This is a genomic window from Streptomyces sp. NPDC054883 (assembly GCF_053610645.1).
In genome coordinates this window covers 85,285-99,474 of sequence record NZ_JBSGYT010000026.1, presented here as the reverse complement: position 1 = coordinate 99,474, position 14,190 = coordinate 85,285, and the positions used below count along the sequence as shown (strand labels likewise).

The 14,190-nt window shown below is 71.7% G+C and carries 21 protein-coding genes; 13 read left to right on the top strand and 8 right to left on the bottom strand.

What is annotated here, in order from left to right:
• Positions 1-660 precede the first annotated feature (660 nt).
• The gene (locus ACWGH1_RS20450; RefSeq protein WP_453355504.1) at positions 661-1,320 is read left to right on the top strand and encodes a hypothetical protein; all 660 of its coding nucleotides are present in this window, start codon (positions 661-663) and stop codon (positions 1,318-1,320) included.
• On the opposite strand, the gene ACWGH1_RS20445 is transcribed toward ACWGH1_RS20450, so the two are convergent.
• Complete coding sequence (locus ACWGH1_RS20445) at positions 1,294-2,070, bottom strand: hypothetical protein (RefSeq protein WP_453355505.1); 777 nt, start codon at positions 2,068-2,070, stop codon at positions 1,294-1,296. The two genes, ACWGH1_RS20450 and ACWGH1_RS20445, sit on opposite strands and share 27 nt — an antisense overlap.
• A 377-nt stretch (positions 2,071-2,447) precedes the next feature.
• On the opposite strand from ACWGH1_RS20445, the gene ACWGH1_RS20440 reads away from it, so the two are divergent.
• Together ACWGH1_RS20440 and ACWGH1_RS20435 are read left to right on the top strand one after the other, a co-directional pair.
• Positions 2,448-3,125 carry a helix-turn-helix transcriptional regulator gene (locus ACWGH1_RS20440; protein WP_453355506.1) on the top strand — a complete coding sequence of 226 codons (678 nt, stop codon included), beginning with the start codon at positions 2,448-2,450 and terminating at the stop codon, positions 3,123-3,125.
• Positions 3,126-3,157: 32 nt separating this feature from the next.
• Entirely contained in the window at positions 3,158-3,712 is a 555-nt protein-coding gene (locus ACWGH1_RS20435) for a DUF3291 domain-containing protein (protein WP_453355507.1), read from the top strand.
• A 41-nt stretch (positions 3,713-3,753) separates the two neighbouring features.
• On the opposite strand, the gene ACWGH1_RS20430 is transcribed toward ACWGH1_RS20435, so the two are convergent.
• The 4 genes from ACWGH1_RS20430 to ACWGH1_RS20415 form a co-directional block, all read right to left on the bottom strand.
• Positions 3,754-4,287, bottom strand: coding sequence for a GNAT family N-acetyltransferase (locus tag ACWGH1_RS20430; protein WP_453408879.1), 534 nt, complete (start codon positions 4,285-4,287; stop codon positions 3,754-3,756).
• A 63-nt stretch (positions 4,288-4,350) separates the two neighbouring features.
• Positions 4,351-4,725 carry a DUF3618 domain-containing protein gene (locus ACWGH1_RS20425; RefSeq protein WP_453355509.1) on the bottom strand — a complete coding sequence of 125 codons (375 nt, stop codon included), beginning with the start codon at positions 4,723-4,725 and terminating at the stop codon, positions 4,351-4,353.
• Entirely contained in the window at positions 4,722-5,135 is a 414-nt protein-coding gene (locus tag ACWGH1_RS20420; RefSeq protein WP_453355510.1) for a phage holin family protein, read from the bottom strand. The genes ACWGH1_RS20425 and ACWGH1_RS20420 overlap by 4 nt, the downstream gene beginning before the upstream one ends.
• Positions 5,136-5,185: 50 nt before the next feature.
• Positions 5,186-5,635 (bottom strand): hypothetical protein, encoded by a 450-nt coding sequence (locus ACWGH1_RS20415; protein ID WP_453355511.1) that lies wholly within the window; start codon positions 5,633-5,635, stop codon positions 5,186-5,188.
• 189 nt (positions 5,636-5,824) lie between these two features.
• Here ACWGH1_RS20415 and ACWGH1_RS20410 point away from each other — a divergent pair, with 189 nt between their 5' ends.
• Positions 5,825-5,998 carry a CsbD family protein gene (locus tag ACWGH1_RS20410; protein ID WP_453408878.1) on the top strand — a complete coding sequence of 58 codons (174 nt, stop codon included), beginning with the start codon at positions 5,825-5,827 and terminating at the stop codon, positions 5,996-5,998.
• A gap of 54 nt (positions 5,999-6,052) precedes the next feature.
• Here ACWGH1_RS20410 and ACWGH1_RS20405 read toward each other — a convergent pair whose 3' ends face one another.
• Both ACWGH1_RS20405 and ACWGH1_RS20400 read right to left on the bottom strand, forming a co-directional pair.
• Positions 6,053-7,129, bottom strand: coding sequence for an SRPBCC family protein (locus ACWGH1_RS20405; protein ID WP_453357804.1), 1,077 nt, complete (start codon positions 7,127-7,129; stop codon positions 6,053-6,055).
• 3 nt (positions 7,130-7,132) lie between these two features.
• Complete coding sequence (locus ACWGH1_RS20400; protein WP_453408877.1) at positions 7,133-8,182, bottom strand: histone protein; 1,050 nt, start codon at positions 8,180-8,182, stop codon at positions 7,133-7,135.
• A 187-nt stretch (positions 8,183-8,369) separates the two neighbouring features.
• Here ACWGH1_RS20400 and ACWGH1_RS20395 point away from each other — a divergent pair, with 187 nt between their 5' ends.
• From ACWGH1_RS20395 to ACWGH1_RS20360, 8 genes are all read left to right on the top strand, one after another.
• Positions 8,370-8,744, top strand: coding sequence for a gas vesicle protein GvpO (locus tag ACWGH1_RS20395; protein WP_453408876.1), 375 nt, complete (start codon positions 8,370-8,372; stop codon positions 8,742-8,744).
• Positions 8,745-8,771: 27 nt separating this feature from the next.
• On the top strand, positions 8,772-9,236 hold the full coding sequence (locus tag ACWGH1_RS20390; RefSeq protein WP_453354822.1) for a gas vesicle structural protein GvpA: 465 nt from the start codon (positions 8,772-8,774) through the stop codon (positions 9,234-9,236).
• 3 nt (positions 9,237-9,239) lie between these two features.
• Complete coding sequence (locus ACWGH1_RS20385; protein WP_453354821.1) at positions 9,240-9,959, top strand: GvpL/GvpF family gas vesicle protein; 720 nt, start codon at positions 9,240-9,242, stop codon at positions 9,957-9,959.
• A gap of 34 nt (positions 9,960-9,993) precedes the next feature.
• Positions 9,994-10,242 (top strand): gas vesicle protein GvpG, encoded by a 249-nt coding sequence (locus tag ACWGH1_RS20380; RefSeq protein WP_453354820.1) that lies wholly within the window; start codon positions 9,994-9,996, stop codon positions 10,240-10,242.
• Between the two features lie 21 nt (positions 10,243-10,263).
• Entirely contained in the window at positions 10,264-10,674 is a 411-nt protein-coding gene (locus tag ACWGH1_RS20375; RefSeq protein ID WP_453354819.1) for a gas vesicle protein, read from the top strand.
• Positions 10,671-11,525, top strand: a complete 855-nt coding sequence (locus tag ACWGH1_RS20370) for a GvpL/GvpF family gas vesicle protein (RefSeq protein WP_453354818.1) — start codon at positions 10,671-10,673, stop codon at positions 11,523-11,525. Before ACWGH1_RS20375 ends, ACWGH1_RS20370 begins: the two co-directional genes overlap by 4 nt.
• Complete coding sequence (locus tag ACWGH1_RS20365) at positions 11,522-11,746, top strand: gas vesicle protein (protein ID WP_453354817.1); 225 nt, start codon at positions 11,522-11,524, stop codon at positions 11,744-11,746. The genes ACWGH1_RS20370 and ACWGH1_RS20365 overlap by 4 nt, the downstream gene beginning before the upstream one ends.
• 64 nt (positions 11,747-11,810) lie before the next feature.
• Positions 11,811-12,152: a gas vesicle protein K gene (locus ACWGH1_RS20360; RefSeq protein WP_453354824.1), complete on the top strand. Its 342-nt coding sequence runs from the start codon at positions 11,811-11,813 to the stop codon at positions 12,150-12,152.
• 331 nt (positions 12,153-12,483) lie between these two features.
• Here the strand turns inward: ACWGH1_RS20360 and ACWGH1_RS20355 are convergent, their stop codons facing one another.
• Positions 12,484-12,657: a hypothetical protein gene (locus ACWGH1_RS20355; RefSeq protein WP_453354816.1), complete on the bottom strand. Its 174-nt coding sequence runs from the start codon at positions 12,655-12,657 to the stop codon at positions 12,484-12,486.
• A gap of 129 nt (positions 12,658-12,786) precedes the next feature.
• On the opposite strand from ACWGH1_RS20355, the gene ACWGH1_RS20350 reads away from it, so the two are divergent.
• The gene (locus ACWGH1_RS20350) at positions 12,787-14,127 is read left to right on the top strand and encodes a geranylgeranyl reductase family protein (RefSeq protein ID WP_453354815.1); all 1,341 of its coding nucleotides are present in this window, start codon (positions 12,787-12,789) and stop codon (positions 14,125-14,127) included.
• The last annotated feature ends 63 nt before the right edge of the window (positions 14,128-14,190 follow it).

Sequence of the window (14,190 nt, the reverse complement as noted above, 5' to 3'; positions counted from 1 at the left end):
CCCCTCTTCCGAAGAGGGCGCGGCAGGCCACCGCCCTGCGTGTGGGTGCGGGTCCACGAGGCGAGTGCGGCTTCCGCCGGGCTCGCCGAACCGCACGGCGCCCCCGGGGGCTTGCGGCACGGCCCGGGCCCTGCCGCGGAGGCGGCGAATCAAGGCCGCCGCTGTCGGCCCACGTCCGCGACCACGCCTTCACCGACCGTCCCTGGCCGGCGGCCGACCGGGTCCTGGCCCCCTTGCAACAGCCGACGGAACTCCAGGCGGTGGCGGACGGACGCCTCGCTCCTGCCGGAGGAACGCCCGGTCCAGGGCGAGCTGGTGGCGTTCCTGGACGCCGAACCACCGCCCCGTGTACGCGGGCACCACGGCGGCGCCGGCACGACGACAACGGCGACCGGGGCCGGCGCGCCCGGGGTGGTGGCGCCCCAGCGGGCGGACCAGCCGTACGTCGCCAGCCGGGTCGCCGCCCCGGCACCGGCGCGGCACACGAGGGCCCCGTCCCGGCCTTCGGCGTGTTCCGCCCGACGGGGCGGCGGTGGCGGCGAGACTGCTGCTCGACGCCGACCGCCCGGGCGACAACCCCACCCGGGGCGGCTCGGCGGGACACTGAACCTCGACTCCGCGGCACTTCCGCCCGGCCCGGCCGGCTACGAACGCGAGGCGGTGGGGCAACAGTCCGTCGAGCTCGGCTGGTCCTTCTCCGGCCCGTGCATCGCAACGCTGCTCGGCGCAGGCCCTGTTTGCCCCGGCCCCGCCGGACGCACCGCCGCCGGCGAAACCGTGACGGATAATGCCGCTGCGGACATATCCGGAGAGGGACAGGGACTCGATTCCGTCTGGCTGGAACTCGACAACAATATGTGCGGCCTGGTGTGGACCCCCAATGCCGCTCTGGTGGCCGAGCGGTTCGTCGGGGCCGGCTGGAGTTCCAGGCCGTCTTCGTGGGATGCGTATGAGGTCGAGACCGACTGGTGCCGTATGGAGGCCGACCCGATCGCGGGCGGCACGCTCCTGAACGGGGTCCTCGATCCGGAACGGTTCGAGGATCTGGCGGCGCTCCTGGCCCGGTTCGGTATGCGGTTCGGCCTTGAGCTTTGCGACCAGGACGGGGAACTGCTGCGTGAAGTCACGGCGATTCCCCCGTTGTCGCCTCAAGGCGCACTCCGTCGGCCTCCCGGCCGCCTACGCGCTCGGCTCGCGTTCTGGTCAAGACGAGGCGATAGGTGGGCCCCTATTCCGGTCCGGGCGATGCCTCCGGGATGGGAACGGGTGTGGTGCCGGCCGGGACTGCCGCGTCTACGGCCCGAGCTGACAGCTGCGTGAGCCGGTTCGCGGCCCAGGCATCGAGCCGGTCGCAGGCCCGTGCGGGTCGGGGTCATGCGCCGCGTGGGCAGTCGGGCATGCGCACGGTACGGATACGTGCGTCGGGCCCGAAGGCCGACGTCTGGGATCACGGCTGACCCGGATTGCCGCCGGACCAGTACAAGGCGGTGTCGATGTCGCGTGGGTCCAGCCTCCGGAGGGTGCCGTGCTGTGTTCGAGGAGGTCGTCGAGGAGTTGCAGGTAGCGGCCGTAGCGTCCCGGCGCCCGGGTGAGGGTGGGACCAAGGGCGTCCAGGGCTTGTTGGACACGGCGGTCGTAGACGGCCATCCGCGTGGGTGCCGCTGCGGTCAGGACGGCTGAGGCAAGGGCGTCGCCGGTGGCGAAGCCGGGCAGCGCCGTGATGATGCGACGTCCTGCGCGGGCCGCCTCACCGCGGGCAAGCGCGGTGTTGCGGACCGCGGCGACGGCTCGCTCGGTGATGGCTCGCACCTGGCTGTCGGGCTCGGACATGAGCGCCGATGCCCACCGCGTCCGTGCGGAGAGCCGTTTCCAGACGACCAGCGCCGCGATGTCGGCCTTGCCGAGACTGCCCGCACGATCGGCTCGCCGCGCCACTTCGTGGAAGGTCTCGTCGTAGTGGGGCGGGACGTGGGCCAAGTAGCCGGCGCGGGCGGCGACGAGCGCCTCCCACACCGGGCCGAAGCGGGCAGCGGACTCCTCGTCCGCCGTCGCACCCGAGGTCGTCTTCATGCGCACATCATGCCGTTGGAGCCGAGCAAGTGGGGCGTATCCCGGTACACCGCCGCCCGGACCCGCAGCGGCAGGCCGCAGAGCCGGGCGCCCCGCTCTCCGGCCGGGCGGCCCTCTGTTTTCCCCGATCGCAGCGGCGCCGCGGGCGGCACGGTGACGGGTCCGCAGGTCATCGCAGGTCTGCCGTCCGCAGTGAGGCCCGTGGCGCAGGGCATGTTCCTCAGCGACAGCCCGGTCGCCGGGATCACCGTCGGCGGCCTCGCGAAGCCGCGCCCCGAACCGTTTGCGGACGACGAGCATCGGGTCTTGGCCGTGCCGGCCTGCGGGTCGCGGTCCGTGCTTCTAATGCCAACCCGGGTTGTTCCTAGAATGGCCGAGTGGAAGACATCGATGCGATCGCGGCGTTGCAGGATCCGGTACGGCGCCGACTGTACGAGTACGTAGTGGCGCAGGGCAGCGAGGTCGGCCGCAATGAGGCCGCCGAGGCGGCCGGTGTCGCGCGGACGCTCGCCGCGCACCATCTGGACAAGCTGGTGGAGGCCGGGCTGCTGGAGAGCGGCAGCCGTCGCCTGACGGGCCGCTCGGGGCCGGGGGCGGGGCGTCCCGCCAAGGTGTACACGCGGGCGCGGGCCGAGCGGGCGGTGTCGCTGCCCGCCCGCGACTACCGCACCGCAGCCGAGCTGCTGGCAGAGGCCGCGGAACACGCCGGGCTCGACGCCGGCCTCTGCGCGGCCGCCCGACGCCGGGGCGTGGCCCTGCGCGGTTCGGCGGAGTCTTGTGGAGGCCTCGAAGAGGCGGTGGAGATGCTGGCCGCCCGCGGCTACGAGCCGTACCTGGAAGGCTCCGACGGTGCCGACGGGGCGGCTGCGCGAGTCGTCCGCATGCGCAACTGCCCTTTCCACGCCGTCGCCGAACGCTTCCCGCCGCTGGTGTGCGGCATGAACCTGGCACTGCTGGAAGGGCTGTTCGGTACGGACGGCCCCGTCCGCCCCCGCATGGACGCCCGCCCGGGGGAGTGCTGTGTGGTGCTGACTTCTAAAAACAATCATCATTGACATAGAAAAGCGGGCCGTGTTGAGATGTGGCCATGACCGCATCCGTACCCGCCGCCCACCTCGCCCAACTCAACCTCGCCACGCTCCGGTACCCCCTCGACGACCCCCGCATGGCGCCGTTCGTCGAGATGCTCGACCCGGTCAACACCTCCGCCGACAGCACGCCCGGATTCGTGTGGCGGCTGGTGGAGGAGGGAGCGTCCGACGCCACCGAGCTGCGCCCGGCGGGCGAGGACGTCATCGTCAACCTGACGGTGTGGGAGACCCGGCAGGCCCTGTGGGACTTCACGTACCGCAGTGGGCACTTGGAGGTGATGCGGCGGCGCCGCGAGTGGTTCGACCGGCACGTCGAGGCGGACCTGGTGCTCTGGTGGGTTCCCGCCGGATGCCTCCCCACGGTCGGCGAGGCCCTGGCACGGCTGGCGGACCTTCGGGCGCACGGGCCGTCGCCGCGCGCGTTCACCTTCGCCTCCTCCTACACCGCCGCCGAGGCCGCCCGGCACCTTGCGACGTCGCCGCCGACGCAGCCCGGGCCGCCCGTCCCGAGCTCGCGGCCGACGCCGATCGGGGACGCGGCAGCGGTGTAGGAGCCCGGGCCGGTTGGGCCGTGGTGCCCCGACAGGTCCCGTCACATGGGGAACGAGAGCAGACGGACCGCTCCGGCCGGCCAGTCCGCCCCCTCGTGCAGGGGTGTGACCATGGTCCGCAGGGGCATCAGCACGGGGCCTTCACGCTGCTCGACACTGACGTCCTGGTCCAGCGCCCGCCAGCCGAGCCGCTCGTAGAGGGGGACGAGCGGCTCCCGGCAGAAAAGGAGCGCGTGACCAGGTCCCAGCCGCCGGGCATGGTCCAGCGCGGCCGTGATGACCCGCCGCGCCAGTCCGAGGCCCCGGACGTCCGGCGCGACGGCCACTCCGCCGACGCCCACCACTTCGGTGGCGGCACCGCCGATGGATATCCGCAGCCTGAGCAGGCCGGCGTGTGCCACGAGGCGGCCGCCGAGCCTGATGCCGAAATGCTCGTCTTTGGGCAACCAAGTGAGGCCGGTGCAGGCGACGCCGAACGGGTCGGCGCCGTCGCCCAGGATTTGCCTCTGCTCGGTCTCCGTGTACCGCGTGAGTCGAACGGCGGTCGGCGGTGCGGGTGAAGGGTGATCAGTCATACCCGCATGATCCTTCGCGCGTCGGCTCCTGGCCAACGCCCAGTGGGTTGACCGCGCCCGCGTTTACCGGCTGCGCCGACCGTGACGCAGTAGCAGGAAGAGCGCCAGGGCCGCGCCGGCCGCCAGCACCGGGGTGCGGTTCGCCCGGACCAAGGCGGCCGCCTGGCGTCCCCTGTCGAGGATCGGCTGAGGGGTCTTGTGCGCCACCAGCTGCGCGGCATGCTCGGCCTTCGAGCGGATCTGTCCGGAGACCAAAGCGGCCTTCTCCGCCGCCTGTTCCTTCGCCGCGGCCGTCTTCTCCTTGGCGCGTGCCGGGACGTCGGCCTTGGCCGCCAACGCCTCTACGGTCTGGCCCAGTTCGTCGCGCGTGTGCTCGATCTGCTCACGCAGTTCCTCGGGCGTGGGCGTGCCGATATCGGTACGGGACTCGTCAGTCATCGATGTGCCTTCTCCCTGATCTCGGCCACGTCGGCCTTGACGCTGTCGATGCTCTGCTCGGGCGCCGGCGCGCCGGCCTTCGTGATCTGCTTCTTCCCCGATACCGCCGTCAACGCGGCGACCGCGCCCAGCACCGCCGTGACGATGAGGGCTGCGGCCCAGACCGGCAGTACCAGCGAGAGTGCGGCGATACACGTCGCCACCAGGGCCTGGGCGGCCAGGATGCCGATCAGCCCCGCTGCGCCGAAGAGGCCGCCGCCCTTGCCGAAGCGCTTGCCCTTCTGTGTCATCTCCGTCCGGGCCAGCTGCACCTCCTCGCGGACCAGCTCCGAGAGCTGCTGGGACGCGCGGGAGACCAGCACGCCCACCGAATCGTCGGTGGTGCGGGCCTGTCGCTCTACCGTGGTCATTGCGAAGTCACCGTGCCTTCCTTCGTCCGTCGTGCGCCGGTCAGCGGCGCCTATCGCCCGAGCGCGGCCCGCCGCAGGCGCGAGGCGTCCCGCTCCCGTCCGGCCGTCCCCTCCCGAATGGCCTGTGCCCGGTCCATCTGTCCCCAGCCCGTGCCGCTCTCGGCGTTGACCTCTTCCCGTGCGTCCCGGAGGCCGTAGTGGGCGAACAGCTGCTGTTCCTCGGCGACGGACAGCACGCTTCCGCAGTCCAGTGCCGCGCACGGGGCCTGCTCGATCACGGACACCGGGTACGGGACCACCAGGTGCTCCTCCTCCAGCGACGCGTGACGCAGCGGAACGAACACGCCGCCCAGCCCCGATGCGCGGTCCACGACCCGGGCCCATTCCGGCCTCCCGGTGGTGTCGTCCACCAGTACGTACTCCACCGCACCGACTCGCTGACCCTGCTCCGTGTGCGCCGCGCGGCCGGCCAGTGCCGACATCTGTTCCTGAGTGATCACCGCTGCTCCTCGCCTGTCTGCCGCGCCCCTGTAGTCCACGCGCCTACCCACGAGGCGTCGGCTGAAAAGGGCGGAAGCGGTGTATCGCGGCAGCTCTTTTCTCCGTTTTGTACATTATGCGTATTGATGTTCGTGAGGGGTACAGGATCAGCGAGCCCGCGTTGCCCCTGCGGCGTGGAGGTGAAGGGCATGGGTGCAGGCAAGAAGGCCAAGAACGTCGCGAAGACGACCAAAGGCAAGGTGAAGGAAACCACGGGCAAGGCTGTGGGAAACGAAAGCCTGGAGGCGAAGGGGCGGGGTGAGCAGGCGCTCGGTGACGCCAAGCAGGCCGGTCAGAAGGCCAAGGACGTGCTCAAGCACTGACGCGTTTGCGAACGAGGGCCGGCGGACACGCTCCGCCGGCCCTCACGCGCGGTCTCACCTGGCGCGTGAACGCCGCCGCCGGGGCGGGGAGGTCTCGTACTCCTCCTCCTGGTCTTCCTCCTCCCCGGGTTCACCCTCGTCTTCCTCTTCGCCTTCTTCGTCTTCCTCTTCGTTCTCGTCGGCGTACTCCGCGTTCTCGTCCTCCCCGTCCTCTTCCTCCGGGTATTCCTCCCCGTCCTGCTCGGCTCCCTCGTCCTCGTCCGCGTACTCGTCCTCCTCCTCGCCTTCGCTCTCGGCTTCCTCCTCCTCGAGGGCTTCCTCGTGGGTCCGGACGACCTCGCCGTCCCGGATCTCACCGCGCCAGCCTTCTGGTTCATCGGTGGTGAGCATGGTGTGGCGCAGGAAGTTCTTGAGGTCCAGGCGCAGACGTCGCCCCTGGGCCCGCCACAAGTTGCCGGTCTTCTCGAACAGGCCGGAGGGGTAGTACTCGACGACGATGACGATGCGGGTCAGTGACGGGGCGAGCTCGTGGAAGGTGACACAGCCCCGTGTGGTGCCCTTGGCGCCCTGGGAGGTCCACACGATGCGTTCGTCCGGTATCTGTTCCTGGACCGTCGCCTTCCAGCTCCGCGTGGAGGGGCCGACCTTGACCTTCCAGTCGCTGTTGGTGTCGTCGTCGCGGGAGACGTCACGGACGCCTTTGGCGAACCCGCTGAAGTCTTCGTACTGGGTCCAGAAGTCGTAGACCGTGCGCAGCGGCAGGCCGACGTCGAGTGCCTCCACGATGTTGACGATCTTGCCGCCGCCGCTCTTGCGGCCGCGGCCCTTGCCGCCGCCGCCGAACGCCTGGGAGACGGTGTCGCCCACCTTGTCCTTGAGGTCTCCGAGTTTCTGGCCGGCGATGGCTTTGAGGGGGGAGTCGCCCTGCAGGAGCCGTCCGCCGATGCCGGCGACGTCCGAGAGGGAACCGCCGTTGTCGGCGACGTCGTAGAGCTGGTCGGTGAGGTCGGAGAGTTTGTCGGTGGCCTTGTCAGCGAGCTGGTCGGCCTGGGCGCCGAGGTACCCGGTCACTTCCTTCAGCAGCTGGTCCAGCCCGGAGGGCTGTGACGAGGCGCGGTCTGAGGTTGCCATGGCCTACCTCCGAGGGGCCGTCTTGCGGGCCGTGGTCTTCTTGGCTGCCGTCTTCCGGGCCGGGCTGCGGCCGGTGGTCTTCTTGGCAGTGGCCTTCGTGGCGGCGCTCTTGCGCCCGGGGCTCTGAGCCGTGGTCCTCTTGCGCGGCGCGCCGCCGGCCTTCTTCGCGGCCTGCTTCGAGGGCGCGGTCCTCGGGGCGGAGCTCTTCTTGGCGGGCGCCGTCCTCGAATCGGGCCTGCTGCCGGCGGTCTTCTTGGCCGTCGTCCTCGTCGCCGTGGCCTTCTTGGCCGTGGTCTTCTTCGCCGGTGCGGAACTCTTCCCCGGGGCCTTCTTCGCGGGGGCGGGGGGCGCCTTCTTCGCCGGCGCCCGCTCGGCGGGTGCGGCCTTCTTTGCTGCCGGTGCCGCCTTCTTCGCGGGGGCGTCCTTCGCCGGGGCGGGACGCCGTCCCGCCTTGCGGGCGGGGGCGGCGGTCTTGCCGGTCCGGGCGCGGGCCGAGGTACGGGGCCGGCGCGGCGGCGGGGGAGGCTCTTCTTCCTCTTCTTCCTCTTCTTCCTCCTCCTCGGGCTCCTCTTCCTCCTCGGTCCCTTCCCCTTCTTCTTCGGCCTCCGCTTCCGGTTCCTCCCCGCCGTACTCCTCGTCCTCCTGCTCCTCCTCGTCCTCGTACGGTTCCTCGTCCTCGTAGCGCTCCTCGTCCTCCTCTTCGCCCCGGTCCTCGTCGTCCCGGCTGCGGCCGGTGTCACCGCGCGAGAGTTCGCGCGTGCGCTCGTGGAGGGAGCCCGCGAGGTCGGCGAGCTTGCGGTTGGCCGCGGCGGTCAGCGCCTGGCGGCCGGCGTCGAGGGCCTCACCGCGCAACTGCTCGCCGAGATCGGCGAACTGCGGCATCTCCTTGAGCCGGGAGGCACCCTCCTTGAGCAGCTGCCCCGGCTCGAGCCCGAAACGGCGGCCCGCGAGGTAGGTGGCCATGGTGAACGCCAGGCGGCCCTTCTTCGCCCGGCCGAGTACGTATCCCCCAGCCACAGCGGCTGCGAGCGCGATCTTGGTGGTGTCCTCCATGATCATCCCCTACCAGGGCGCAGACGGACTTGGCGGTCGCCCGCGGGCAGCGCACCGCAACGCTCGCGTTGCCCGTCGAAGAGAAAAGGGGCGGTCCTGGGAAAGCTCCTGCCCCTGAGGCGAGACTTATGCCTGAATATGGTGACATTCTAGTTTCTGTGAGGCCGTCTCCCCAAGGGAGTGGTATATGGCCGCAGCGGAACCTGCACGTCCCCGGCGGGCATCAAGGCACGCCGCTGGTGATGGCGGAGCGCAGGACGGAAAGGTGCCCAGGCGGCCCGCGCCCCGGCGCCGGTCCGGTACGCCGGGCGCGGCGGCGGCGATGCGCGCCGCGGCCGAGCAGCTCGCGGAACTCCTGGGCCGGTTCCCCGACTCCGTCTCTTCGCTCAAGCCGACCGACGACGGCTGGGAGGCGCAGGTGGAGGTGGTGGAGCTGGAACGCATCCCGGACACCACCAGCGTGATGGCCAGCTACCGGGTCGCGCTGGACGAGGAGGGCGAGCTGATCTCCTACGAACGCACCCGCCGCTACAGCCGCGGCATGATCGACCGGCAGACCTGAGCAGGGCGGCCGGCGGAAGGAGGCGCCATGACCATGGTGCCGCAGGGCGGCGGCCCCGTCGCGCGGGGGCAAGGGGGCGGTACGAGCAGCCTCTACGACGTCCTGGAGCTCATCCTCGACCGCGGGCTGGTCATCGACGTCTTCGTCCGCGTCTCGCTGGTGGGCATCGAACTCATTAAGATCGACGCGCGCATCGTGGTGGCGAGCGTCGACACCTACCTCCGCTTCGCGGAGGCCTGCAACCGGCTCGACCTCGAAGCCGGCCGCAAGGCCCCGGCCCAGCTCCCGGAGGTCATGGGCAACATGCTTGAGGGCGGGGCCCGCGGGAAGACCAAGGGAGCCCTCGGCGGAGCCGCGGAAGCCGTGAGTGATGCCCTGACCGGCAAAAACGCCAAGTCCGGCGAGCCGGAAGAAGAGGAAGAGGCGGAGGAAGAGGCGCCCAGGCGGCGTCGGCCCGCTGCCCGGCGTCCCGTACGGCGGGAGAGGGAGTAAGCGATGCCGCTCTACGTGTACTCGATCACCGCCAAGGACCACCCGCGCCGCCTGGACGGACTGAGCGGCGTCGGCTCCGAGCCCACAGGACTGCGGACGGTGACCGCCGGGCCCCTGTGCGCGGTGGTCAGCGACGTCGCCGAGGAGGTCCGGCCCAAGCGCCGGGACCTCACCGCGCACCAGGAGGTCCAGGAGCGGCTGATGTCCGACGGCGTCGTCCTGCCGCTGCAGTTCGGCTACATCGCCGCGGACGACCTCGCGGTCCGCGAGGCCCTGGAGACCAACGCCGAGAGCTACCTCGCCGCCCTCGAACGCCTCGAGGGCTGCGCCGAGTACCACGTGCGGGCCTCGCGGACCGAGGAGGCACCGTTGCTGCAGCAGATCCTGGCGGACCTGCCCGAGGCGAGGGAGCTCAACGACCGGATCCGCGGCGGAGACCGCGATCCGGGCCTGCCGCTCGCCCTGGGAGAACTCGTGGCCCGCGAGGTGCAGGCCCGGCAGGAGACCTTCGCGGCCGGCCTGATCGAGGCGCTCGTCCCCTTCGCCCGCGAGCACCTCACCCGGCCACCCGCGGCGGGCGAACTGCTCAACCTCTCCCTCCTCGTGCCGGAAGAGCAGCAGGACGGCCTCCAAGCGGCGCAGGCCGACCTGGCCCGCCAAGTGGGCAGTGATGTCGAACTGCGGTTCTCCGGCCCCCTGCCGCCCTACAGCTTCGTCCAGTGACCGCACCGCCACCCGGATCGGAGGGAGGAGGACCATGGGACTTGTGACCAGCCTGCTGACGCTGCCCCTGGCACCGGTGCGTGCCGTCACCTGGGTCGCCCAGCGCGTCGTGGACAAGGCCGAAGAGGAGTACTACGACCCCGCGCCGATCTGGCGCCGGCTCGCCGAGCTGGAGCAGCAACTGCTGCGCGGAGAGATCGATCAGGACAGCTTCGACCGTCAGGAGGACGAACTCCTCGACCGGCTGGAAGAGATCTCCGCGTTCCGGCACCAACTGCCCTGAGCACGAAGCGGGAGTGCCACCGTGACCGAACCCCTGCCCGGCCGACCCGGATCCTTCGCCTCCCGCGCCCCGATGCCGTACGGGCAGAGTTCCTCCAGCCTCGCCGACATCCTCGAACGGGTGCTGGACAAGGGCATCGTCATCGCCGGCGACATCCGCATCAACCTCCTCGACATCGAGCTGTTGACCATCAAACTCCGGATCCTGATCGCCTCCGTGGACAAGGCCAAGGAGATGGGCATCGACTGGTGGGAGCACGACCCCTCACTGTCGTCCCGGCACACCGGCAGCCCGCTGGAGCAGGAGAACCGGCGCCTGCGCGCCGAGCTGGAGGCCCTGCGGCGCGAGCGGGTCGACGGGCCCCGACCCCCGGACGGCGCCGCGGCAGCCGACGGACCGACGGCCAGCACGACACGGGAGCGCCCGCAGTGACCACGGAACCCGCCACCCTCACCTACGTCTATGCCGTGGCCCGGCAGACGGAGCCGCTGCGGGAGCTCCTCGCGGACCTGCGCGGCATCGGCGGAGCGCCCGTAGGGCTCCTGGCCGCCACCGGTACCTCCGAGCCCGGCCCGGCCCCCCTCGCCCTGGTCGTGAGCCCGGTACCCCACCGCGACTTCAACGAGACGGCCCTCAAAGAGCACTTCGAGGACCTGGAGTGGCTCGAAGGCGTCGCCCGCGCCCACCACGAAGTGGTGCAGGCCGCCGCCGCCCACGGCACGGTCCTGCCACTGCGCATGGCCACCGTCTACCAGGACGATAGCCGGGCCGTCCGGGTCCTCGCCGAACAGCACCACGCCTTCGCCCGGCGGCTGGCCCAGCTCGACGCCCACACCGAATACGGCGTCAAGATCTACCTCACCCCCTCCGCCCCGCCCACCGGCGCGGCCGCCCCCGAAACAGCGGCCGACGCCGCCCCGACCACGCCGGGCAAGGCCTACCTCCAGCGCCGCAGGGTGCAGCACCACGCCCGGGAAACCGTCTACCGGCAGGCGCAGCAGGCCGCCGGGACCCTCGAAGCGATCGCCGCCCGCTACACCCCCCACCGCGTACGCCACGCCCCGCAGAGCGGCGCCCTCACCGGTCCGGAGGAGAACGTCCTCAACGACGCCTACCTCGTCCCCGACGCCCGGGCCGGCCAGTTCCGGTCCGCCGTCGCGCAGGCGGCCCGGGACTTTCCCGACGTCCGGATCGAAGTCACGGGTCCCTGGGCCCCGTACTCCTTCGCCACGGCACCGGAGGAGGACCCGGGCCGGGGTGACGTCCCGGGACGGGCGCCATGACCCCCGCCGAGCCCCGCGAACCGCTCCCCGGCCGTCAGATCGCCCTGGTCGACCTCCTCGACCGGCTGCTCAGCGGGGGAGTGGTAGTGGCCGGCGACCTCGTCCTGTCCATCGCGGACATCGACCTCGTCCGCATATCACTGCGCGCCCTCATCGTGTCCGTCAGTTCCCAGCCGGCCCCCTCCGAGGCGCAGCAGCCCCGGGCAGGCCCACGTGGGTGACGAGCAGCCACGAGAGCAGCGACGCCCGGCCACCGACCCGGTCCTGCGTGACGTGGGCGAGACCATGTCGCACGCGTTCAGGCTGGTCCGGACGCCCCCCGCGCCGCACGGCGGCAGACCGCCCGGCCCCGCCCGCCGTATCCACGCGGACCCGGACACCGTCGGGGAGGACCTCCTCAAACTGGTGCTCACCCTCATCGAGCTCCTGCGCCAGCTCATCGAACGCCAGGCCCTGCGCCGCGTCGACGCCGGCGACCTCACCGACGAGCAGGAAGAGGAACTCGGAGCGACCCTCCTGGCCCTCCACGACAGCCTGGCCGACCTGTGCGCCGAGCACGGCTACTCACTGGAGGACCTCAATCTCGACCTCGGACCGCTCGGCACCCTGCTCCCGCCCCGCGACTGAGAGTGCACGACCCGCAGCGCTACTTCCTCGTCTACGGCACGCCCATGGGCCGTCTCCTTCCGGACCCGGCTGCACGGCGTCCTGTCGCCGGAACTCGGCGGGCACTTCACCAGCATGGGCTTCGATCCCGCCGTGCTCTACCGGACCGAGCTGGACTTGTTGTCCGCGCGCTGACCCAGGTCACCGAACAGCAGGTCCGGCCCACTCGTCTGCGCTCGTCATCGCACCTTTCAGAAGGCCTCGTGCCCGCTGCGGACCGCCGTCGGCGCGAGACCCGCTCGCGCGCCAGAGGGGCGGCGCACACCCGCGCGGCATAGCCGGCCGGAGCAGGTCAGCGTTTGAAGGCGTCCTTCCCCTTCTCCTTCACCTGCCGGGCCTTGCCGCGGGCCTCCAACGCGGCGCCCTTGGCCGCAGTGGTCTTCTTGCCCATCGCACGCGCTGCCTTTCTCACGAACTTGCCGATCACCTGCTCGGCCTTGGCCTTGATCTTCTCGCGGACGCTCATGTCGGTTCCTTCCTGCCCCATCTGCGCCCTACCCGGAGCCGGAGGCGAACAGGCACCGGTCCGGCAGCCGCGGGCGGTTTCGGCCCTGCTTCCCGGACCGGCACGCGCGGAACGCGGCATAGTGACGGAGTGACCGCTGAACGTGACGACGCGCCCGACGACCGCCCCTCCGATGGCAGCCGCTCTCCGGTACCGGACGGCGCAGGTGATGAAGAGGCACAGGTCATCGTGGTGGGGGCCGGCCCGGCCGGATCCGCCGCCGCCGTGCACCTGGCGCGGGCGGGCGTGGACGTGCTGCTGCTGGAGAAGAGCGGCTTCCCCCGCGAGAAGGTGTGCGGCGACGGACTGACGCCGCGCGGGGTGGCCCAACTGGTGCGGATGGGAGTGGACATCAACGCACCGGGCTGGATGCGCAACCGCGGGATGCGGTGGGTATGCGAAGACCGCCGGGCGGAGCTGGACTGGCCGCGGCTAGGCAGCCTTCCCGACTTCGGGCTCACCCGGAGCCGGCACGACTTCGACGACCTGCTCGCCGCGCACGCCGCCGCGTCAGGGGCCCGCCTGCGCACCCACGTGAAGGTCACGGCCCCCTTGACCGACCGGGCGGGGAACATCACAGGGGTGACCGCCTCACGCGGTCCGGGCTCGGAGCCCGTGCGCTACCGGGCCCCGCTCGTCGTAGCGGCCGACGGCGCCTCGGCGCGGACCGCGCTGGCCCTGGGGCTCGAACGGGACACGGCCCGGCCGGTCGCGGCAGCGGCCCGGCGCTACTACCGCAGCCCGGCCCGCACCAACGACCCCTACTTGGAGCTGTGGGCGGACCTGCGCTGTCCGCGCACCGGACTGGACCTGCCCGGGTACGGCTGGGTGTTCCCGCTCGGGGACGGGCGGATCAACGTCGGCCTCGGCGCCCTCCCGCAGCGGCGACGGCGGCCGGTCGAACTGCGGGCGGCCCTGGAGCACTGGCTGCCCCGGCTGCCCGAGGAGTGGGGGGTACGGGAGGAGAACGCGGACTCGCCGCTGCGCAGCGCGCCGCTGCCGATGGGACTGAACCGCAGACCCCAGTACCGTCGGGGCCTGCTCCTGGTCGGAGACAGCGCGGGCATGGTCAGCCCGTGGAGCGGCGAGGGCATCGCCCAGGCGATGGAGGCCGCGGAAGTGGCCGCGCAGACCATCGCCCTGGCCTTGGCCCGGCCCGCCGGACCGCGGCGGGAACACGCGCTGCACCAGTACCCGGCCGAGATCCACCGCCGCTGGGGGCGCTACTACCGGCTGGGCAACCTCGCCGGGAACCTCGTACTCGCCCGGTACGGCTACCGGCCGGTCCTCCACCCGCGCGTGATGGCCTCGCCCCCGCTGCTGCGCACCTTGGCCCGCCTCCTCACCCACGTCACCGACGAACCGTCCCACGACACCATCGACGCCGTCCTCCACGCACTGCTGCGCCTGATGCCGTCCGCGCGGCGCTGAGACCACGGCACGGCTCGGGCGTCGCCGGCCCGCAACCGCGGCTTTCCAGCCATGGCCTGACAG